The 21,430-nt window shown below is 39.8% G+C and carries 24 protein-coding genes; 20 read left to right on the top strand and 4 right to left on the bottom strand.

What is annotated here, in order from left to right:
• Positions 1 to 166 precede the first annotated feature (166 nt).
• The 9 genes from hisG to GGQ60_RS10140 all read left to right on the top strand — a co-directional run bounded on the left by hisG (position 167) and on the right by GGQ60_RS10140 (position 9,459).
• Positions 167 to 1,018, top strand: a complete 852-nt coding sequence (gene hisG / locus GGQ60_RS10180) for an ATP phosphoribosyltransferase (protein WP_183763229.1) — start codon at positions 167 to 169, stop codon at positions 1,016 to 1,018.
• A gap of 49 nt (positions 1,019 to 1,067) precedes the next feature.
• A complete protein-coding gene (gene hisD / locus GGQ60_RS10175) occupies positions 1,068 to 2,378 on the top strand; it encodes a histidinol dehydrogenase (protein ID WP_183763227.1) in 1,311 nt (436 codons plus the stop codon).
• A 129-nt stretch (positions 2,379 to 2,507) separates the two neighbouring features.
• Positions 2,508 to 3,551, top strand: a complete 1,044-nt coding sequence (gene hisC, locus GGQ60_RS10170) for a histidinol-phosphate transaminase (protein ID WP_183763224.1) — start codon at positions 2,508 to 2,510, stop codon at positions 3,549 to 3,551.
• Positions 3,548 to 4,681 (top strand): bifunctional histidinol-phosphatase/imidazoleglycerol-phosphate dehydratase HisB, encoded by a 1,134-nt coding sequence (gene hisB / locus GGQ60_RS10165; RefSeq protein ID WP_183763221.1) that lies wholly within the window; start codon positions 3,548 to 3,550, stop codon positions 4,679 to 4,681. Before hisC ends, hisB begins: the two co-directional genes overlap by 4 nt.
• Before the next feature lie 238 nt (positions 4,682 to 4,919).
• The gene (gene hisH / locus GGQ60_RS10160) at positions 4,920 to 5,513 is read left to right on the top strand and encodes an imidazole glycerol phosphate synthase subunit HisH (protein ID WP_183763218.1); all 594 of its coding nucleotides are present in this window, start codon (positions 4,920 to 4,922) and stop codon (positions 5,511 to 5,513) included.
• A 1-nt stretch (position 5,514) separates the two neighbouring features.
• Positions 5,515 to 6,264 carry a 1-(5-phosphoribosyl)-5-[(5-phosphoribosylamino)methylideneamino]imidazole-4-carboxamide isomerase gene (hisA, locus tag GGQ60_RS10155; protein ID WP_183763215.1) on the top strand — a complete coding sequence of 250 codons (750 nt, stop codon included), beginning with the start codon at positions 5,515 to 5,517 and terminating at the stop codon, positions 6,262 to 6,264.
• 309 nt (positions 6,265 to 6,573) lie between these two features.
• Complete coding sequence (hisF, locus tag GGQ60_RS10150) at positions 6,574 to 7,329, top strand: imidazole glycerol phosphate synthase subunit HisF (RefSeq protein ID WP_183763212.1); 756 nt, start codon at positions 6,574 to 6,576, stop codon at positions 7,327 to 7,329.
• A gap of 60 nt (positions 7,330 to 7,389) precedes the next feature.
• Complete coding sequence (gene hisIE / locus GGQ60_RS10145) at positions 7,390 to 7,992, top strand: bifunctional phosphoribosyl-AMP cyclohydrolase/phosphoribosyl-ATP diphosphatase HisIE (protein WP_183763210.1); 603 nt, start codon at positions 7,390 to 7,392, stop codon at positions 7,990 to 7,992.
• Between the two features lie 567 nt (positions 7,993 to 8,559).
• Entirely contained in the window at positions 8,560 to 9,459 is a 900-nt protein-coding gene (locus GGQ60_RS10140; protein ID WP_183763208.1) for a WD40 repeat domain-containing protein, read from the top strand.
• Here GGQ60_RS10140 and GGQ60_RS10135 read toward each other — a convergent pair.
• Both GGQ60_RS10135 and GGQ60_RS10130 read right to left on the bottom strand, forming a co-directional pair.
• Entirely contained in the window at positions 9,456 to 9,878 is a 423-nt protein-coding gene (locus tag GGQ60_RS10135) for a hypothetical protein (protein ID WP_183763206.1), read from the bottom strand. The two genes, GGQ60_RS10140 and GGQ60_RS10135, sit on opposite strands and share 4 nt — an antisense overlap.
• Before the next feature lie 11 nt (positions 9,879 to 9,889).
• Positions 9,890 to 10,675 (bottom strand): C40 family peptidase, encoded by a 786-nt coding sequence (locus GGQ60_RS10130; protein ID WP_183763204.1) that lies wholly within the window; start codon positions 10,673 to 10,675, stop codon positions 9,890 to 9,892.
• Between the two features lie 110 nt (positions 10,676 to 10,785).
• Between GGQ60_RS10130 and GGQ60_RS10125 the strand changes: the two genes are divergently transcribed.
• Both GGQ60_RS10125 and GGQ60_RS10120 read left to right on the top strand, forming a co-directional pair.
• Entirely contained in the window at positions 10,786 to 11,235 is a 450-nt protein-coding gene (locus GGQ60_RS10125) for a universal stress protein (protein ID WP_183763202.1), read from the top strand.
• Between the two features lie 23 nt (positions 11,236 to 11,258).
• On the top strand, positions 11,259 to 11,801 hold the full coding sequence (locus tag GGQ60_RS10120; protein WP_183763198.1) for an ATP-binding protein: 543 nt from the start codon (positions 11,259 to 11,261) through the stop codon (positions 11,799 to 11,801).
• A 52-nt stretch (positions 11,802 to 11,853) separates the two neighbouring features.
• Here the strand turns inward: GGQ60_RS10120 and GGQ60_RS10115 are convergent, their stop codons facing one another.
• A complete protein-coding gene (locus GGQ60_RS10115; protein ID WP_183763195.1) occupies positions 11,854 to 12,204 on the bottom strand; it encodes a 4Fe-4S dicluster domain-containing protein in 351 nt (116 codons plus the stop codon).
• A 78-nt stretch (positions 12,205 to 12,282) separates the two neighbouring features.
• Between GGQ60_RS10115 and GGQ60_RS10110 the strand changes: the two genes are divergently transcribed.
• From GGQ60_RS10110 to GGQ60_RS10070, 9 genes are all read left to right on the top strand, one after another.
• Positions 12,283 to 13,299: an acyl-CoA reductase gene (locus GGQ60_RS10110; protein ID WP_183763192.1), complete on the top strand. Its 1,017-nt coding sequence runs from the start codon at positions 12,283 to 12,285 to the stop codon at positions 13,297 to 13,299.
• Positions 13,300 to 13,363: 64 nt separating this feature from the next.
• Positions 13,364 to 15,307, top strand: coding sequence for a T9SS type B sorting domain-containing protein (locus GGQ60_RS10105; RefSeq protein ID WP_183763189.1), 1,944 nt, complete (start codon positions 13,364 to 13,366; stop codon positions 15,305 to 15,307).
• Between the two features lie 51 nt (positions 15,308 to 15,358).
• The gene (locus GGQ60_RS10100) at positions 15,359 to 15,562 is read left to right on the top strand and encodes a hypothetical protein (protein WP_039476747.1); all 204 of its coding nucleotides are present in this window, start codon (positions 15,359 to 15,361) and stop codon (positions 15,560 to 15,562) included.
• Between the two features lies 1 nt (position 15,563).
• Positions 15,564 to 16,247, top strand: coding sequence for a cell division ATP-binding protein FtsE (locus tag GGQ60_RS10095; RefSeq protein WP_183763186.1), 684 nt, complete (start codon positions 15,564 to 15,566; stop codon positions 16,245 to 16,247).
• Between the two features lie 129 nt (positions 16,248 to 16,376).
• Positions 16,377 to 16,958: a nucleotide exchange factor GrpE gene (locus GGQ60_RS10090; RefSeq protein WP_183763184.1), complete on the top strand. Its 582-nt coding sequence runs from the start codon at positions 16,377 to 16,379 to the stop codon at positions 16,956 to 16,958.
• 152 nt (positions 16,959 to 17,110) lie between these two features.
• Entirely contained in the window at positions 17,111 to 18,268 is a 1,158-nt protein-coding gene (gene dnaJ / locus GGQ60_RS10085) for a molecular chaperone DnaJ (RefSeq protein WP_183763182.1), read from the top strand.
• A gap of 199 nt (positions 18,269 to 18,467) precedes the next feature.
• A complete protein-coding gene (locus GGQ60_RS10080) occupies positions 18,468 to 18,764 on the top strand; it encodes a hypothetical protein (protein ID WP_183763180.1) in 297 nt (98 codons plus the stop codon).
• A 34-nt stretch (positions 18,765 to 18,798) separates the two neighbouring features.
• The gene (locus GGQ60_RS10075; RefSeq protein ID WP_183763178.1) at positions 18,799 to 19,515 is read left to right on the top strand and encodes a DUF72 domain-containing protein; all 717 of its coding nucleotides are present in this window, start codon (positions 18,799 to 18,801) and stop codon (positions 19,513 to 19,515) included.
• Between the two features lie 233 nt (positions 19,516 to 19,748).
• Complete coding sequence (locus GGQ60_RS10070; protein ID WP_183763176.1) at positions 19,749 to 20,663, top strand: Ppx/GppA phosphatase family protein; 915 nt, start codon at positions 19,749 to 19,751, stop codon at positions 20,661 to 20,663.
• Between the two features lie 61 nt (positions 20,664 to 20,724).
• On the opposite strand, the gene GGQ60_RS10065 is transcribed toward GGQ60_RS10070, so the two are convergent.
• Positions 20,725 to 21,399, bottom strand: coding sequence for a hypothetical protein (locus tag GGQ60_RS10065; RefSeq protein ID WP_183763174.1), 675 nt, complete (start codon positions 21,397 to 21,399; stop codon positions 20,725 to 20,727).
• Positions 21,400 to 21,430: the final 31 nt, after the last annotated feature.

Genomic DNA, 21,430 nt, shown 5'->3' with positions numbered 1-21,430 from the left:
GCTAATCAGCTAAAGCATTGATATTGGCAGAAATAAATTTATGAACTTAACTTTGAACCATCACTTACATCTACACCATCGCCGATAGGCGATGATATATGTTTGTTTTGTACTTCAAAACGTTTTTTCCGTAAAATAATTTCTTGTCCACTCTATATTCAATACTTTGAAAACACTTAAAATTGCTATCCAGAAATCGGGTAGATTAAACGAAAAATCTGTAGAAATACTTAAAAACTGTGGTTTAGCATTCGAAAACTACAAAAGCTCGCTCATTTCAACTGTTACCAATTTTCCTTTAGAAATTCTTTTTCTGCGTGATGATGATATTCCGGAATATGTACAGGATGGGATTGCCGACCTGGGCATTGTTGGCGAAAATGTAATTGTAGAAACCAAAGCCGAAGTTGATTACCTGCAAAAACTGGGTTTTGGAAAATGCACCTTAAAAATTGCTGTTCAGGCCACCAGCACCATTCAAAATTTATCAGAACTGAACGGTAAAGCCATAGCTACTTCTTACCCTGTAATCCTCGAAAAATTCTTAACTGAAAATGGTGTAAAATCTGACATCAGGACCATCTCCGGTTCGGTAGAAATTGGCCCGGGTTTAGGCTTGAGCGACGCCATTTTTGATATCGTTTCTACCGGCGGAACATTAAAGAGCAACGGACTAAAACCATTTGCAGATGTGATGCAATCGGAAGCCGTTTTAATCGGAAATAAATCGGTAGCCGGCAATCCAGAAGTGGAAGAATTACTGCAAAGGATCCGCTCGGTACTCAGTGCAAAATCGAACAAATATGTAGTGCTGAATGTATCTAAAGATAACCTTCAAAAAGTGGTCGATCTTCTTCCGGGTGTTAAAAGTCCAACGGTAGTTCCACTCTTCGAACCGAACTGGGTAGCTGTACATTCGGTAATTGCCGAAGCCGATTTCTGGGATAAAATAAATAACTTAAAAGCTGCCGGTGCTGAAGGCATTTTGGTTATGCCAATTGAGAAAATAATCAGGTAAAATCGAATAATTATACATTAACTATTAGTTAATTTTAAAACATAAAACATTGAAAATCTACAATTATAAAGATTTATCTAAATCAAAAATTGAAGAACTTTGTTCAAGGCAGATCGAAGACGATAAATTGGTTGAAAGCCGTGTTGCCGACATCATAAAAACGGTAAGAGAGGATGGCGACCAAGCCCTTTTTAATTTCGCAAAAACCTTTGACAAAGTTGAACTGAAAAAGCTTTTTTTAGACCGCGAAGAATTACAAGCCATTGCAGCTTCCATTCCCGCTGATGCAAAAAAGGCTATAGATACCGCTTACGAAAACATCAAAAATTTTCACCTGTCGCAATTAAAAAAAGAAGATAAAGTGGAGACCATGCCTGGTGTGGTTTGCTGGCGGGAAGCCAGGGCAATTGAAAAGGTCGGGCTTTATATCCCGGGTGGAACAGCGGTGTTACCGAGTACCTTTTTAATGCTGGCAACACCGGCGCTTATTGCAGGCTGCAAAGAAATAATTGTATGCTCGCCACCACAGCAGGATAGCAAAACCAATTGCTACCTGGCTTACTGCGCGGTGCTGCTGGGTATCGAAAAAATATTCATGATAGGTGGCGCACAAGCCGTAGCTGCAATGGCTTTCGGAACCGAATCTGTACCACAGGTATACAAGATATTTGGCCCGGGTAACCGCTATGTAACTACAGCCAAAACCATGGTGCAAAACAAGGTGGCTATTGATATGCCTGCAGGTCCATCTGAAGTATTGGTAGTAGCTGATGAAACTGCCATTCCGTCATTTGTGGCCGCAGATCTCCTTGCACAGGCAGAACACGGAACTGATAGTCAGGCTATATTGGTTTCTACCTCTAATGATATTATAGCTGAAACAATAAAAGAGGTTGAAAAACAACTTACTATCCTGCCAAGAAAAGACATTGCCGCCAAAGCTATCGACAATTCTTATGCAGTTCTAACCGATAATATAGCGCTCGCGATGCAGTTTTCAAACGAATATGCACCAGAACACTTAATATTGGCCACTGAGGAGTACCAAAAGCTTATCCCATTGATTACCAATGCCGGATCGGTATTTTTAGGCAACCTGACACCCGAAAGTGCAGGCGATTATGCCTCAGGTACCAACCATACCTTACCAACCAGTGGTTTCGCAAAAGCATACTCAGGTGTTTCTGTTGATGCTTTTATTAAAAAAATCACTTTTCAGCACCTGTCAACCGAAGGTTTAAACAACATTGGTACAACTGTTGAAACACTCGCAGCAGCAGAAGGACTGGAAGCGCACAAGAATGCAGTGAGTATCAGGTTAAATTTTGAGTCCGGAGTCGGAAGTCAGGAGATAAATTAGCATAAAATAAAACTGAAATAAGATTAAGTCATTTAATAAATTCTGTAGAAAGTATAATGTAGAAAGCTTTAGGCAAATCGCCAACCCTTTTACCTTTTACCTTTTACCTTTTACCTTTTACCTCAAATAATGGACATTAACGATTTAGTAAGAGAAAATATAAAAAACCTTCGCCCCTACTCTACTGCCCGGGACGAGTTTAAAGGCCAGGCATCAATTTTTTTAGATGCCAACGAGAACAGTTATGGCTCGCCTTTACCAGCCAATTATAACCGCTATCCGGATCCCTTACAACTGGACTTAAAGGATGCCATAAGCAAAATAAAAGGCGTGCCTATTGAGAATACTTTCCTGGGAAATGGTAGCGACGAAGCCATCGATTTATTATTTCGGGCCTTCTGTAACCCAGGTAAAGACAATGTAATTATTTTGCCTCCTACTTACGGCATGTACGAAGTTTCAGCAAATATAAATGATGTTGAAATCCGCAAGGTTAGCCTGCTTCCGAACTTCCAGTTAGACATGGAAAAGATTGCAGAAAAGATTGATAAAAACACGAAATTAATTTTCATTTGTTCGCCAAATAATCCAACCGGAAATTCGATTAACCGTGCAGATATTGAAACGATTTTAGCCAACTTTAATGGCATCGTTGTGGTAGATGAAGCCTACATTAATTACGCCCGTCAAAAGACCTTTATACAAGAGCTAACCGAGTACGGAAACCTGGTCGTTTTGCAGACTTTTTCGAAAGCCTGGGGACTTGCCGCCTTACGTTTGGGCATGGCATTTTCTTCAACAAAAGTGATCGATGTTTTAAACAAAATTAAACCACCTTATAACATCAATCAGGCCACCCAGGATTTAGCTTTTGAAGCACTAAAAAATATCGCACAGGTGAACGAATGGATTAAAGAATCTGTTGCCGAAAGACAGCGTTTATCTATCGCTTTAAACGACCTCAAAATCGTAACAAAAGTTTATCCTTCTGATGCAAATTTTGTACTGGCAGAAGTAACCAATGCCCTTAAAATTTACGACGATCTGGTCAATGCAGGAATCATCGTGCGCGACCGTTCAAAGGTGACACTTTGCGAAGGCTGTTTACGCATTACTGTAGGCACAAAAGAAGAGAACGATAAACTGTTAACTGTATTAAAAAACTTATCATGAAAAAAGTATTATTTATCGATCGCGACGGTACATTGAACATCGAACCGGAAGATGAGCAGGTAGACAGTTTCGCCAAACTAAAATTTTATCCGCGTTCGCTATATTACCTGTCGAAAATTGCCAGTGAAATGGATTACGAACTGGTGATGGTAACGAACCAGGATGGCCTGGGAACTCCTTCAAATCCTGAAGAAAATTTCTGGCCTATCCATAATTTCATGTTAGATACTTTTGCTGGTGAAGGTGTTAATTTCAGCGAGATTGTGATCGACCGTACTTTTGCCAAAGACAATGCTCCTACCCGTAAACCCGGCACGGCTTTGCTTACCAAATATTTTACCGGCGACTATGATTTACAAAACTCTTACGTAATTGGCGACCGGTTAAACGACGTGATCCTTGCTAAAAATTTAGGTGCAAAGGCGATATTCCTTCGCCAGAATGATGCATTGGGATCAACCGAAGCTTTAGACAAACACGAAACCTTATTGGACGTTATTGTTTTAGAAACCCGGAAATGGGAAGACATCTACAACCTGTTAAAAGCAGGAAGCAGGAAAATTAACCATGTACGCAAAACCAACGAGACCGATATTACCATTAACCTTGATTTGGATGGTACCGGAAAAGCGAAAATAGAAACGGGTCTTAACTTTTTTGATCACATGCTCGACCAGATTGCCAGACATGGCAGTGTAGACCTAGAGGTGATTGCCAAAGGTGATTTACATATTGATGAGCACCACACCATAGAAGATACCGGAATTGCCCTGGGCGAGGCTTTTGCTAAAGGTTTAGGCAATAAACTAGGTATTGAAAGGTATGGTTTTTGCTTACCAATGGACGATTGCCTGGCGCAGGTAGCCATCGATTTTGGGGGCAGGAACTGGATTGTTTGGGATGCTGAATTTAAACGCGAAAAAGTAGGCGATATGCCTAGCGAAATGTTTTACCATTTCTTTAAATCATTCAGTGATGCCGCAAAATGTAACCTGAATATTAAAGCCGAAGGCGAAAACGAACACCACAAAATTGAAGCTATTTTTAAAGCATTTGCCAAAGCCATAAAAATGGCCGTAAAACGCGATGCCGAGAAAATGGTATTACCAAGTACAAAGGGCATGTTATAAGGAAGGTGGAAGGCAGAAAGGTTTAAGGTTGAGGGTTTTGAGCTCACCCGTTGTTGAATAAACCCGATAGAGCGGAATAGCCCACAGGGTAGCGAGGACTATAAGCGATAGCGGGACTACAGAACCTATAAAAAACTGACATTCATTTTCAAACCTTTATAAATAAAAGATATAAAGTTAATTTTATCGACATTAGGTTGACAGCCTTTCGTCTTGATACTGGATATTAAATACTAAAATGATTGGAATAATAAATTACGGCGCCGGCAATATTTTCTCGCTAACCGCAGCTTTAGACCGCTTAAACCTCCAGTATGGCATGGTTGATACTGAAGCCGACCTTGAAAAATACAGCCATATCATCATCCCGGGGGTGGGCCATGCGGGTGCAGCCATGGAAAAACTAAAGGATACCGGCCTGGTTGAAGCCATAAAAAAACTGACCAAACCTGTACTGGGCATTTGCGTGGGCATGCAGCTCATAACCGAACATTCGGAAGAAGGTAATGCCGACCTGTTGGACATTGTGCCCGTAAAGACCAAAAAATTTGATAAAACACTGAATATCAAAATCCCACACATGGGCTGGAATGCCGTAAGCCCTAAAAACAATTCACTGTTTGAAGGTGTTGAAGATAATACACAATTTTACTTTGTGCATTCGTACTTTATTGAATATAACCCTACTTTTGACATTGCATCTGCTGATTATGGTTTAACCTTTTCGGCAGCGGTACAAAAGGACAATTTTTACGGCGTTCAGTTCCACCCCGAGAAATCAGGGAAAGCCGGTGAGTTAATATTAAAAAATTTTTCAAACTTAAGCTTATAAGATGTATATAATACCTGCTATTGATATTTTAGATGGAAAGGTTGTCCGTTTGCGCGAAGGCGATTACAACCAGAAAACTGAATACGATGTTTCTATTGCCGATATGATCGAAAAATACCGTTCAAACGGTACCGATTTTATCCACATTATTGATTTGAACGGTGCAAAAGGCGATTTCAGCAACCAGAAATCACTTTTCGAGATCATTAAAAAAACAGAAATGCGAGTACAATATGGCGGCGGCATCCGTACCATTGAGCAGGTGACCAACCTCCTTGATGCGGGTATTCACCGTGTAATTGTAGGTACACAAGCCATTACCAACCCTGATTTCTTGCCTCAGCTGAGCGAAGCTTTTGCCAAAAAAAACGATTATGCCAACCGCATCGTTATTGCCATTGATGTTTTGGACGAAGTAATTAAATACTCGGGCTGGATGGAAAGCTCACCCATTAAACTGATGGATTATGTGGATAAATGCCTGGCTTTAGGTTTTTTCCGTTTCCTGTGTACCGATATCAGCAAAGACGGGAAATTAGGAGGCGCAGCAATTGAATTATACCAAAAATTACTGGAACACTCACCCATGATCAAATTAATTGCTTCTGGCGGGGTAAGCTCAATGGACGATATTTACGAACTGGCCAAATACCCGATCAGAAGTGTGGTAGTTGGAAAAGCCATTTACGAAAACCGGATTACCATTGAAGAGATTAAAGAGTGGAATTTAAAGGCGTTGAGTTCGATTTAAAATCAATTGGAATCAAAGAAAACATTTATTGCAGGAGTACTTATCACTTTATTAGGAATAGGAATGTTGCTATGGGGTGTGCATATGTTCACCTATCGAGGTGATTTTACAGAATTAATGTCAATAACTGGAGAATATTCATTTCTATTCTGTATTCCCGTTTTCTTAATTGGAGTAGTTCTCACAATAATTGGATTAGTAAAAAGATAATAATACTCGTCATTGCGAGGTACGAAGCAATCCTACAACGATTGCTATGTTTGCGCGTTAAGATTGCTCTGCACCCAGCAGTGACGAAAACCAAAACAAATGTTAAGTAAAAGAATAATACCCTGTCTTGACGTTAAAGACGGCCGTACAGTAAAGGGTGTAAACTTTGTTGATTTACGCGACGCGGGTGATCCGGTTGAACTGGCCGCCCAATACGCGCAGCAAGGTGCCGATGAATTGGTTTTCCTTGACATTACTGCTACGCACGAACGCCGCAAGACCATGATCGAAATGGTTAAAGCGGTAGCGCGACAGTTGAACATTCCTTTTACCATAGGTGGTGGGATAACCGAAATTGCTGATGCTGAGGCCTTGTTAAACGCCGGTGCCGATAAAATCAGCATCAACTCTGCAGCTGTACGAAACCCTAAACTGATTGAAGAACTGGCTAAAGCCTTTGGCGTACAGTTTGTGGTTTTAGCAGTCGACACCAAACATGTAGATGGGAAGAACAGGGTGCACCTGAATGGCGGCAGGTTAATTACCGAACTGGAAACCGAAAACTGGATTAAACAGGCCGAAGATTTAGGCGCAGGTGAGATTTTGTTAACCTCTATGGACCACGATGGTACTAAAGCGGGCTTTGATTGCGGTTTATTGAGTAAAATAAACCAAATGATCAATATCCCGATTATTGCTTCGGGCGGTGCAGGCAATATGGATCATTTTACCGAAGTTTTCCAGAAAGCCAATGTTGATGCCGCACTGGCTGCTTCGGTATTTCATTATGGCGAAATACTGATCCCCGATTTAAAACAAGAATTAAGCAGGAACCAGATTCCGGTTAGAATATAAATTAGTCCGTGGTTGGTAGTCCCGTTAACGGGAGCCTGCTTTCCGAAATAAAAAAATAAAATGACAATCGATATTAATTCCCTTGATTGGGATAAAACTGATGGTTTAATCCCCGTAATCGTTCAGGATTATAAAACCCTGGAAGTTTTGATGCTGGGTTATATGAATGCAGAAGCTTTAACCAAAACTCAGGCCGAAGGAAAGGTTACGTTCTTTTCGCGTTCTAAAAACCGCCTTTGGACTAAAGGTGAAACCAGCAGCAACTTTTTGTACGTAAAAGAACTTTTTGTTGATTGCGACAACGATACCATTCTGATTAAAGCGGATGCCGTTGGCCCTACCTGCCATACGGGCAGTCGCAGTTGCTTTAAAACAGGTTATAACCAGAATTTCATTTTTGAACTGGAAAATATCATCAACGACCGGTATGAAAACCCGGTTGAAGGTTCTTACATCAACAAAATGCGTGGCAAAGGTTTAAACAAAATTGCGCAGAAAGTTGGCGAAGAAGGTGTAGAAACGGTAATTGCTGCCCTGGCCGAAAGCGAAGAAGAATTTATCGGCGAAGCATCTGACCTGCTTTTCCACTTGTTATTCTTATTGAAAGAAAAAGGCCTGTCCATCCAGGATATTGCAAAGAATTTAGAGAAAAGGCATAAATAAGGTAAAAGGTAAACAGGTAGAAGGTTGAAGGCGTAAGGCTTAAATGCCAGGCTGGCAATTTAATATTAAGAAGCATTGAAAGTACCGAACCAAATCAATGAGTTAATTAGGTCAAAAATATCGGTATGGCATTTTTTACTCGTCTTTGGATGTGCCTTTTTTATATGCTCTTTATTCTACTGGTTAATTACCCCTATTATATTTTGGATGGTATTAGGAGAGAGTGACGAATCTGATAGAATTGCGAGTTTACCTTTTAATATGTTTATAGGCGAATGGAGCGCATTGATATTAATTATTTTCCTATGCATTGGTTTTATATTGATAAACTTAAATAAACTGAACTATCAAAAGGCAAAATCTTACTTATTAACCGGAATAATTATTTCCATTCTATATTTATTCAGGCTCCAGATTGCGAATCTTTTAATAGGGATATTTCAATAAAGCAAATTAATAATTCAATATTAAGAAAATCAAATAAGGTTAAAGATAAAAAGGTAGAGGGTGTAAGGCACTGGATGCCTAAACCCAAAACCCTAAGCTTCAAACCCTAAACCTCCAAAAATGCTTAAATACGTCAAAACACTTCCCGGCCACCAAAATCCTGTTTATGCCCTTGCTCCTTCTGATCAGGATGAATTATTTTTTAGTGCGGGTAACGATAAGGGTATTGTAGAATGGTCATTAGCCGAAATGGCCTTTGTTAAGGTTAAAATGCCCGTACAAAGCTCTGTTTATTGCCTTCATTATTACAACCACTTGTTGTTTGTGGGCGAAAGAAGTGGTGCTTTTAGTGTGTACGATTTAAAGAAACAGGAAGTAATTGCCCGCATTAATGCGCACCTGAAACCGATTTTTAACATTAAAACGGTTCCATCTAAGCATGAACTCATTACCACGGGCGAAGATGGGACAGTTGCAGTTTGGTCGTTAACCGATTTTAAAGAGATTTACCGCTTTCAGGCCGCTTATGATACCGTGCGGACCATTGCCCTGTCTCCTGATGAAACAGAGATTGCTTTTGGCTGTAAAGATCACCTGATTAAAATTTATAACCTGAGCGATTATAGCCTGAAACAAAACCTTGAAGGGCATAAGCTTCCGGTTACCGCCCTGGCCTATCACCCCGAAAGCAGGTATTTAATTTCAGGAAGCCGCGATGCACAACTGAAAATCTGGAGTTTGGCAGATTATGCGTTACTCCAAAATATACCGGCCCATATGTTTACCGTTTACGACATTGCTTTCCATCCCACGCTACCCTATTTTGCAACCAGTAGCCAGGATAAAAGCATTAAGCTATGGGATGCCGAAAATTTTAAATTGTACAAAATTTTAAGCCTCGAAAAAGCCGGCATTGGCCATACGCATTCTATCAATAAAATTGTTTGGAGCAATGATGGCAAATACCTGATCTCAACCGGGGATGATAAGCAGGTAATGATTTGGGAGATGGAAAGTTAATTTTTGTTTTTCAGCTTTTCTATTAACTTTAAAAGAGCCTCCCTGTTTTTTGCTAAATGATAAAATTTCGGAAGCTTTTCTAAAAGCGTATAATGTGACCGGTCTTTATGCTCGCGAAGATTAGCAGAAATATAACTTTCCAGGTAAAGTAAATGTTCAAAATTAAAGGCCCAAAATACTTCATCTTTAAATGGTGCCTTTAGCCATAGCTCCGCCCCAAAATAACCATTAGCGGCCATATATAAATCACATATAGATGTCTCTTTATTATAGCCGCAATGCAAACAACTTAACTTTGCATGCTTTTCCACATAATCTACTTTAGCTGTTGCTTTTTTCAAACAAGTAGGGCAAATGATCCAGACATTGGTTTGAAAATGACTTAGTCTAAAGTTTTGATCCTGGAAACGTTCCTTCATTGGTTAGGTTATCAATCTACAAAACGTTTTATAATTCTTAATTTATGCGAGTATTTGCCCAGTTCTTTATTAAAAATACCCTGGTCATCAATCGGATCTATTTTTACTTTTGCTGAAGAATGGATAATTTCATTAGGGCTCAACATAATGCCTACGTGTGTGATCCTACCTTCCTCATTATCAAAAAAAGCCAAATCGCCTGCCCTGCATTCGGCTAAAAAGCCCACCAGTTCGCCCTGTTCGGCCTGTTGAGAGGCATCGCGGTTTAGTTTAATACCCAACATTTTAAATACCGTTTGGGTAAAGCCTGAGCAATCTAAACCAAATAAATGCCTTCCTCCCCATAGATATGGAATATTCCGGAAAAATTTTGCGGTACCGGTTACCTGGTCTTTAAAATTGATCGCACGATTATCATACACTTCAAAATTAAGCTTGAATTTTTCTTCTCCCGCATAACAATATCCATCTTTTAAAAACGGAATGTTACTTGCAGGGCTTAAATGATAGGCGCTTCCATCAGCCGCCGATAACACATTATTGAAACTTAAGGGGGCCAGTAATTTACAATCGTGCATTTCTGCAAACTGATCCTGGCTGATTGGCGCCAGCTGCCTGAAATCCATCCAGCCTTCATAGCCATCATAACCATTCTGGATCAGCCACCAACGCTCTTCTTTTTGAATAATTTCTACATGATCGCCAAATAAAAGTTGCGAAACAATTTCTGCTTTATCTGATGCATCTGCTCTTAAAGGCGCTACCGCAACCCTGCAAATACCGTATTGATTTTCCATTTAACCTGCTCGTTGAAACTATTGTAAAACTAATAAAATACATCCATTGCCTAACATTTTACCTGCAAATTTGTTATTTTTATGATGATAACCGTTTAAATACACATGCCATGAACTTTAAAAAAATATTAATTGCCGTTGATAACAGTACCTGCTCTGAAAAGGCGGCAAAAGCCGGTTACGACATGGCAGAAAAATTTGGAGCAGAAGTAGCATTGGTTAACATTATCGAACCCATACCCGCCAATGTAAACCCCGACCTGACACTGGCGCCGGTGTTTTTGGAAACCTACGACAACAGCGAAGAGAACAGCCATATTTTGCTTAAAGAAATGGAAGGAAAATACGGTAAAGGGATCAAAACTACTTACCTGAGTGTTGTAGATACCGCAGCACATGGCATTATCCAGCAATCAGACGAATGGGGATCTGACCTGATTGTAATTGGCACCTATGGCCGCACGGGATTATACCACTTTTTAATGGGCAGCGTAGCCGAACACGTAGCCCGGAAATCAGCTTGTCCGGTTTTGATTATTCCTAATAAATACGAAGTTTGAGTTAAAACTTGAGTTCATCCTAAATGAAAATTCACATCTTCGGAGCTTCTGGTTCAGGTGTAACTACATTGGGCAGAGCTTTGGCAACAAAATTAAATATTCCCTACTTTGACAGCGATCAATATTTCTGGATGCCCACCGATCCTCCATTTACAACAAAAAGAAATCCTAATGAAAGAAACCAAATGATAAAAACGGTCTTAACTGAAAATGACCGTTGGATTTTTGGTGGCTCAAGCGTAAGCTGGGGCAATGATGTTTTTCCAGATTTTGACCTGATCGTATTTCTTTGGCTTCCACCGGAAATAAGATTAAACCGGCTAAAAAACAGGGAATTTGAACGTTATGGATCAATAATTTATAATGACCCTGAACGAATAAAGAAATATCATGATTTTATCGAATGGGCAGCTCAATATGATATTGATCCTATCGAATCTGGCTTTACAGGCCGATCATTAAAAGTACACGAAGACTGGATGAAAGGTTTAAACAAAGAAATTTTACAGATTAGAGGTAATTTTACTGTAGAAGAAAGACTGAAAAAAATTATGGATCGGCTATAAACTAAAAAAGGCACCATACAGTGCCTTTAATCATTTAAATATTTTATAATGCTTATCCTTCCTGGTGCAACCAGGCTTTCTTAGCCAATAATTCTTCTTCTGTTTCACGGATATCCTCGTCATCTACACAACAGTCAACCGGGCATACTGCCGCACACTGAGGCTCATCATGAAAACCTTTACACTCTGTACACTTATCTGATACGATATAATATACTTCATCTGAAACCGCTTCCTGAGGGGCATCAGCTTCGATTTGTTGATTACCAAAATCAATGATACCGTTTAAATTGGTACCATCAGAAAAACGCCATGCAGTTCCGGCATCGTAAATTGCGTTATTTGGGCATTCTGGTTCACATGCCCCACAATTTATACACTCATCTGTTATTTTAATTGCCATGTTTTCGTCTAATTCTTTTGCTTAGTTTACCTTTGCGCTGCAAATATAAGATATAATCAATTAATAATAGTTCTAAATATGTCAGCATTAACTCAAGAAAAGGCAATAATCGCATTTGGCGAACTCGGCAAAAAGCTTACAAACCCTACTGACATACTAGGAAATGCACTTTATAGTGCCGAAAGTGCCAATGCATGGTTCACCCAGGAAAATATAAAAAAATCTGTTTTATCTTTTGCAGCCATGCTGAATGAGGCCGATTTAGCCCTTTGGTTCCAGTCGGTACAGTTCAGTACATCGCCTAAAAAGGTGGGGTTAATCCTGGCAGGAAACATCCCTCTGGTAGGCTTGCATGATGTTTTATGCGTTTTGGCAACCGGAAACATAGCCTTAATCAAACTTTCTTCTTCTGATGATAAATTGATTAAAACGGTCCTTGCCGAATTGATTAATATCGAACCAGCTTTTGCAGATAAAATCGAATATGTAGAGCGTTTAAAAGATTTCGATGCTGTAATTGCTACCGGAAGTAATAACTCATCCAGGTATTTCGATTATTATTTTAGCAAAGTGCCCAACATCATCCGCAAAAACAGAAACAGTGTTGCCGTTTTAGATGGTAAAGAAAGCCAGGAAGATATCCGGAACCTGGGGGCAGATATTTTCGACTATTTCGGTTTGGGCTGCCGGAATGTTTCTAAAATCTATTTCCCGAAAGGTTATGATGTTGCCCATTTATATGAAGGAATAGAAAACTATAACCAGATCATTAACCATTTTAAATACCAGAACAATTACGATTACAATAAATCTATTTACCTGGTTAATGCAGCCAAACATTTCGACAACGGCTTTTTATTATTAAAAGAAGATGAAAGTCTAGCCTCACCACTGGCAGTACTTTATTATGAGGAATACGAAAGCCTGAAGGATGTTGAAAATAAACTAAAAGATAAAGCCGCAGATATTCAGTGTATAGTTACCCAATCACCAATCAATATAGCCAGTTTTGCATTCGGCCAAAGCCAGCATCCTAAACTTTGGGATTATGCCGATAATGTAAATACAATTGAGTTTTTAAACGGGCTAAATTGATTGCACTAAGCAATTGGATTATAAGTTTTTATTTGGATATTAGCCAATTGACCTGAGCCAGCAGATGTATCGTTTAATCAAAACGCTATCCTTTCTTTTTATCCTGCTATTTGCATTTTTTGCCAGGGCACAGGTATGCACCGGCACTTTTGGACCACCTTTAATTAACCAAACTTTCGGACAGGGCAACGATACCGATAACTGGTATGGCCCCTTAGCTCAATATGCACCGGGCGCCTCTACTTCTACAACTTTTATGGGGCCTCCGGGGCCAAGTCCACGCAATTTAACGGCCAATCAATCCGGATTGGTAAAAACGCCAGCTACTCCAGGCAATCCTTATCCTATTTATTGGCTGCCTCATGCAGATCATACCGGCGATAACAATGGCTTAATGCTGTTAATTGACGGCGTTGCTACACCCACCGTATTCTTTGAACAAAAAATGGATGATCTTTGTCCAAATACAATGTTACGTCTGTCTATCTGGGTGCTCAACACCAACTCGCCTGCTGCTAATGCCCAGCCCCCAAAAATGATTTTAAAGGTAATTGACCCCAATGGTAACCTTCTTGGTAGCGCATCGACAGGAAATGTAACAGCAGACGGGATGTGGCACCAGTACACGCTTGATTTTAGCAATGGAAACAATTCTACGGTGACCCTGCAGCTGGTTAATGATACCCCAACCAACAGTGGTAACGATTTTGCCCTGGATGATATTACTGTACAAGCCTGTGGCCCTGGCATTACTCCTTTTTTTAACCTCAATAACGCAGCACTAAATATGTGTGAGGGCAATACCAGCAGCTTCACGGTAAACGCCAATATTTCGCCGGAATATGTCAACCCGGTTTACCAATGGCAGGAAAACAAGGGCGCTGACTGGGTTAATATCAATGGAGTAACAACAAAGCCAGCAACAATTAACTTTTTAAATCAGCCGGCAGGTATTTACCAATACCGCTTAATTACGGCCATCAATGGAAACATCGACAAGGTATTTTGCCGGGCAGTATCCGATCCGATTACGGTAACGGTAAATCCCTTGCCTATTGCCAGAGCCGAAAACTCCGGTCCTTTCTGTACCGGCAATACCATTCAGTTAACTGCATCAGGCGGGACAAGCTATAGCTGGACAGGGCCAAACGGATTTACCTCTACTGCCCAAAATCCGACGCTCACGAATGCAACTAAAGCCATGGAAGGTGAGTATACAGTAACCGTTATGGCAAATGGCTGTTCATCAAATGCATCGACAAACGTGAAGGTTTCTGACCCTTTACAGATCAGTACCAATGTTCAAATGGTGAGCATTTGCGAGGGGAAATCAGTACAATTAACTGTATCAGGGGGTACTGAATATCTTTGGCAGCCGGCAAATGGCCTTTCAGATCCCAACAGTGCAAACCCCGTAGCTGCTCCTGCCGAAACCACTACCTACACGGTAAAGGTTAGCCAAGGTTTATGCTCAGAAACAGCCCAAATAACTGTTAACGTGAACAAAAATGCAATGGCAGATGCTGGCGCTGATCAAAAAATCGTTACCGGGCAAAAAATAACGTTAAACGGTAAGGTTTCGAACGATGCTACTTATTTATGGACACCTGCCGACTATCTGGATGATCCGGCTAAATTAAATCCGGTTGCCACGCCACCACACGATATCACTTATACCTTACACGCCAGTTCCAGTTTAGGTTGCAGCAGCAGTAGCGACGAGGTTAACATAACCGTTTATCCCAAAGTGGTTATTCCCAATACTTTTTCTCCAAATGGCGATAATGTAAATGATACCTGGAATATACCTGCAGCAGCATCGTTTCCCAATCCTGTTGTTAAAATCATGAACCGTTATGGTAACCTGGTGTACCAAAGCACCGGCCCTTTTAAGCCCTGGGATGGCAAAATGAACGGGAAAGACCTTCCTCCTGGGGTGTATTATTATTCTGTTTATTTGAATGAAGATTTCCAGACCTACACCGGCTGGCTCATGTTAGTCAGATAAAAAGGGATTCTTCCTTTCGCTTATCAGTTGGAAATGCTATTTTTGGGCACAATGTATATCGTTAAAGTTAAAGGCATAGCCAAAATTCCGGATTACGTACAGTTAAGAGACGATAAGTTTACACTTTTAGCTTATTTCAGGGTAGACAGGCCCGATAAATCGTTGGAAAAACTGGGGCTTGGCGACAAGCAGGATTACATTATGGAAATGGTTAAAGATTTGCCTTTCGGGCAGATAGCAAAATTGGAAATATAATATGGCAGGCAACTCAGTAATTCACTTAAGCAATGTTGATGTTTTTCAACAAAAACATCTGGTACTCTCAAACGTAAATTTACACATCGAAAAAGACGAATTTATATTCCTGATTGGCCAGACAGGTTCGGGCAAGAGTAGTTTGCTTAAAATATTATACGGCGATCTTCATATTGGTAACGGCGAAGGCAATATTGCAGGTTTCGACCTTAAAAATTTAAAAGAAAGCCAGGTACCGTTTCTACGCCGTAAATTGGGTGTAGTATTCCAGGATTTTCAGTTGCTTACCGACCGTACCATTGAAAAAAACCTGGAGTTTGTATTAAAAGCTACCGGCTGGAAAGACGAAAAGCTGATTAACGAACGTATTAAAGATGTTTTAGACAAAGTGGGCTTACGTTCTAAAATCAAAAAAATGCCGCACGAAATTTCTGGTGGCGAGCAACAGCGTATTGTTATTGCAAGGGCTTTACTAAACGATCCTGAAATTATCCTTGCCGATGAACCTACAGGTAACCTGGACCCGGAAACTTCAGAAGAAATTGTAACGCTTTTAAAGCAGATCAGCCAGGCCGGAACTGCAGTTTTAATGGCTACACACGATTACCACATCATCCGTACTTTTCCTTCACGTATCATTAAGTGTGAAAATGGAGTAGTACACGAAGATGCCCAAATTGTATAAAAAATTCTGACATCCGTCAGCTAATCAGCCAATCTGTTCAGATAAATACAAATAAATCTGACAGCTTGGCTGATTTCTGTTTATGGCAAAATAGTTGAGATTAACACAAAAAAAATTCAGCCGAGTATTATGTTTAATAAGAAGAAAAATAACGATAAAGAGGAAAATATAATGAATACTGAAAATACATCAGAAAATTCTGCTGAGAATGTAGAGAATACTGATGCTTCTGCGAATGAAACTGAGCAGGTTGCGGAATTATCTGCTGAAGAAAAATTACAGGCAGAAGTTCAACAGCTTAACGATAAATATTTGCGTTTATATGCTGAATTTGACAACTACAAACGCCGCACCCAAAAAGAGCGTGTAGAATTATTGCAAACAGCTGGTAAAGACGTAATTGTATCGCTTTTACCTGTTTTAGATGATTTTGACCGTGCATTAAAAGCAATGGAAACAGCTGTAGATGTAGCCCCGGTTAAAGAAGGTGTATCATTGGTAAGCAATAAGCTAAAAAACACTTTGGCACAAAAAGGTCTTAAAGATGTAGAAAGCATCAACCAGCCTTTTAATACCGATTTCCACGAGGCCATTACCAATATCCCTGCCCCTACCGAAGAGCTTAAAGGAAAAGTAATAGACGAAGTTGAAAAAGGCTATACTTTAAATGATAATGTGATCCGCTTCGCCAAAGTAGTAGTTGGTGCTTAAGAAATTGAAAAGCCGGAGGGTTAAAGGTTGGAATGCTTTAAACTGCAATTTCAACAAGGGGTTCCGGTCAATAAAATAATAAATAGAATGTTTGTTTGGTACCTGAACGTTAAACGCTTCAACCATCAAACATTTTAACGTTTATAAAGAAAATGAGTAAAAGAGATTATTACGACGTACTAGGCGTAACCAAAAGTGCATCCACTGACGAGATAAAGAAAGCCTATCGCAAGATGGCTATTAAATATCACCCAGATAAAAATCCTGGCGATAAAGCTGCTGAAGATAAATTTAAAGAAGCTGCCGAAGCTTATGAAGTTTTAAGCAGTCCGGAGAAAAAACAGCGTTATGATCAATATGGCCATGCGGGTGTTGGTGGTGCCAGTGGCGGGGGCTACGGTGGCAGCATGAACATGGATGATATCTTCAGTAATTTTGGTGATATTTTTGGCGGTCATAACCCATTCGAAAGCTTTTTTGGTGGCGGTGGTGGCCAGCAACGTGGTGGCCGTCGTGTAGCCAAAGGCTCTAACCTGCGCATTAAGGTTAAATTAACCCTCGAAGAAATTGCCCACGGTGCAGAAAAGAAAATCAAGGTTAATAAACTTATTGTTTGTAAAACCTGCGATGGTTCCGGTGCAAAAGATAAATCATCAGTAAGTACCTGTGGTACCTGCGGCGGTAGCGGCCAGGTGCGCAGGGTAACCAATACCATTTTAGGCCAGATGCAAACGGCATCTACCTGCCCTACCTGTAACGGAAGCGGTCAGCAGATTACCTCGAAATGTAATGTATGCCATGGAGATGGTGTAGTACGCGGCGAAGAAACCATTACCATTAACATTCCTGCGGGCGTAAGCGAAGGTATGCAACTGAGCATGAGTGGTAAAGGAAATGCAGCCCCAAATGGTGGTATTCCAGGTGATTTGATTATCCTGATTGAAGAAATCCCTCACGAAACTTTAAAACGCGAAGGCAACAATATCGTTTACGATCTACATTTAAGTTTTGTAGACGCTGCTTTAGGAATGAGCATTGAAGTACCAACAATTGATGGTAAAGCCAAAATCAAAATCGATCCGGGTACCCAAAGCGGCAAATTATTGCGTTTAAAAGGCAAAGGTTTACCGGAAGTAAACTCTTACCACAGGGGTGATGAGATTATCCATATCAACATCTGGACGCCAAAAGCTTTAAGCAGCGAGGAGCGCAGTGCTTTGGAAAAGTTACGCGAATCGCCAAACTTTAAACCTCAGCCGGGTAAAAATGACAAAAGTTTCTTCGAAAGAATGAAAGAATATTTCGAGTAATTAATTCCCATATAAACAAGAAAGCCGATGTCGTAAGCATCGGTTTTTTTGTTTTATAGCCTAAATCATCATCCTTAGGGTTAATGATTTCCCAAAAATATTTGGAGTAATAGTCCTTTCGGGATAGTCATTTCAATTTTAGCTCCATCTCAGCAATTTATGGGTTACCATACCCCCAAAAAGGTATTAAAATAAAAGCATGAACAAATTCACTAATGGTTTAAAAAAACATCCAGTCTTATGGACAATATTTACTTTTTATTTTGTAGGCTGGCTCGTACCGCTTTTAATCGAGGTATTTTTTACACCTATACCTCAACATGATTCTACAAAAGGTCATCATTCGCCATTTGGTGGTTTTTTAATACTTTCTATCTTTTATTTATTATTTACCTTAACACTGGGTTTCACAGGTAAGAATAACAACATTTATTTAAAACTCTCAGGCTATATTGGTTTTTCACTAATCATTTTTATAGCTATTTACAACGGTTAATAAACCTTTCTACGCTATATCTTGTTCTCTATAAATGAAATGGAGAATTGGTTGTTCCGGATTTTACTACCGCGATTGGAAAGAAGTATTTTACCCGAAAGGTGTGCCCCAAAAAGACTGGTTTAAATATTATTGCAGGCATTTCAATACCATAGAAATCAATTCTACCTTTTATAAAATGCCTACCCAAAAATCCTTTAACAAATGGTATGACGAAAGTCCGGATGATTTTCTGTTTACCATTAAAGCGCCACGTTTAATTAGCCATTACAAGCAGCTAAATGATTGTAAACAACTCATCAGCGATTTCTATGAAGCCATCCAATTGGGTTTAAAAGAAAAATTAGGCTGCGTACTGTTCCAGTTTCCACCTAAATTTGATTACAACGAACAGAGATTAAAGTTATTGATTGATCAGTTAAATCCCGGATTAAAAAACATAGTGGAATTCAGGCATTTAAGTTGGTTTAACGAAGAAATTCATAAAGAACTAGCTAAAAACAAGATTACTTTCAGTGGGGAAAGCTATCCTTCGGAGCTACCCGATACCGTCATCCAAAACACCGGTACAGTTTACTACCGTTTTCATGGCAAACCTGTGTTATACAAATCGGAGTATGATATAAGTGTACTTAAAGACTTTAAAAATCAGATCAAAGATAATGCGAGTGAAGTTTTTGTATACTTTAACAATACTTGGGGTGTTGCTGCATTACACAATGCCAAACAACTGCAGGATTTAACGAAATAAGCTCCGATTAGTAGTGCCAGATGGTAACATCTGACAGCACAATAACAAAGGAATTTTTATGGGCTATTCAGTTCTCGCCAAAAGCAGCGCACGTAAAAAAATAAACCTGATAGTAATGATATTTCGCTGAACTAACTTTAATTTAGCATCAGCCGTTAACGAAATTTAATGGATAGCAGGGCTGCGGCTACCGAAGAAATACTGTTTCTGCTTTCCAAAATATAAAACAAACTATGCGCGTTGCCGTCATCGACCTTGGAACCAATACTTTTCACCTGCTAATCGCTGAAACAGCAGGGAAAGATTTGAAAATCCTTTACAAAACCAATGTCCCCGTTAAACTGGGCGAAGGAAGAATTAACGATCACATTATCATTCCAGCAGCATTTGAAAGAGGTGTAAATTGCCTTAAAGATTTTAGTCATACCCTCGCCAGCTACCAGGTGGATCAGGTAAGGGCCACCGCAACTTCAGCTGTTAGGAGCGCAGAAAACGGGCAGGATTTTGTTTATGCAGTAAAAGAACATACCGGAATAACGATCGAAACCATTAGTGGAGATGAAGAAGCAGCGCTGATTTATCAGGGTGTTAAACTGAGCGGTGCCATTACCGGCCTTTCGCTTATTATGGACATTGGTGGCGGCAGTGTAGAATTTATTCTTTGTGATACTGAAAGCCTGATCTGGAAAAAAAGCTATAACATCGGGGCTGCACGTTTAATGCAGCGATTCTTTAAATCAGATCCGCTTTCTGACGAAGATAAACAGGCCATTCTTTTTCACATTCAAGAACAATTGGCAGATCTTTTCGAAATCTGCGAAAAATTTAAGCCCCGGACCTTAATTGGATCGGCGGGTGCATTCGAAACCTTTGCCGAATTGGTTACCAGAAAGCATAACCAAAATATAGCTATTGAGCAGATAAAAACTTATCCGTTCAACTATGATGATTATATTGATATATCAGTAAAGCTGATTAATTCTACCCACCGCCAACGCGTAGAAATGCCGGGCATTATTCCCTTGCGGGTAGATATGATTGTAATTGCCTCGCTAATTACCAATTATGTTTTGGGCAGATGTCAAATAAACCGGCTTATGCTTTCTACTTACGATTTAAAAATGGGTGTTTTGGCCAGCCAGGTATAAAAAATGATCCATACAAAAAATGTACAGATCATTGAGAGATTGAAAGCGTAATTTATTTAATCTATTTTTTTGAAGTCATCATGATCCTACCCATAATGATAGACTCGGCCTTTTTTAATTTGATATCATTCTGTTTCGCACTCGAAAAATCGATGATCAAAAGACCTGTATATTGAGCACTTTCAACCACCAGCTGGTTTTTACTGCTATCAAACTTTTTATCCAAAAGAATTTCGTAACGACCATTTTTATCCGTCAGGGCGGCGTATGGAGTATTAGAAATGGATAACCTTATTCCGGCAGCCGGCTTATGATCAGCTCCAATAACATAACCGTATATTTTTTTGGGTACAACCGGTTTTTTATTGTCGGTTTTGTTGTAGATAGTTTTAGCGATTTCAACTGGTGTATTGATCTTTTCAGCCTTGGCATCCATTACAAAAATGCTCATGCCTATTGCCAAAACACCAAGGTATTTCATCCAGTTCCTGTTGGTGGTTGGTACAATCGATAGGTGAAGGTTAAGCTGGTTTAATTGGCTATGGCTTAACCGGCCACATACCGAAGTGCCTGAATTGGCCAGTATCTGAATGATTTCGGCATTGGTATAACCCGAAAAATCGATTACATTTTTACTGCAGGCTTTACAGAAATTAAAACCTGCTCCTTTTTCCATTTCATCCCAGTTCTGTAAACAGGGTTCGGCTATGCTGATCTCGTTAAATGGGGCTTTCATCTTGCTAATTTTGTTAGATGATGAAAGTTTT

The sequence above is a fragment of the Pedobacter zeae genome (assembly GCF_014196715.1).
GTDB classification, from domain to species: domain Bacteria; phylum Bacteroidota; class Bacteroidia; order Sphingobacteriales; family Sphingobacteriaceae; genus Pedobacter; species Pedobacter zeae.
This window is presented reverse-complemented; position numbering and strand designations above follow the sequence as displayed.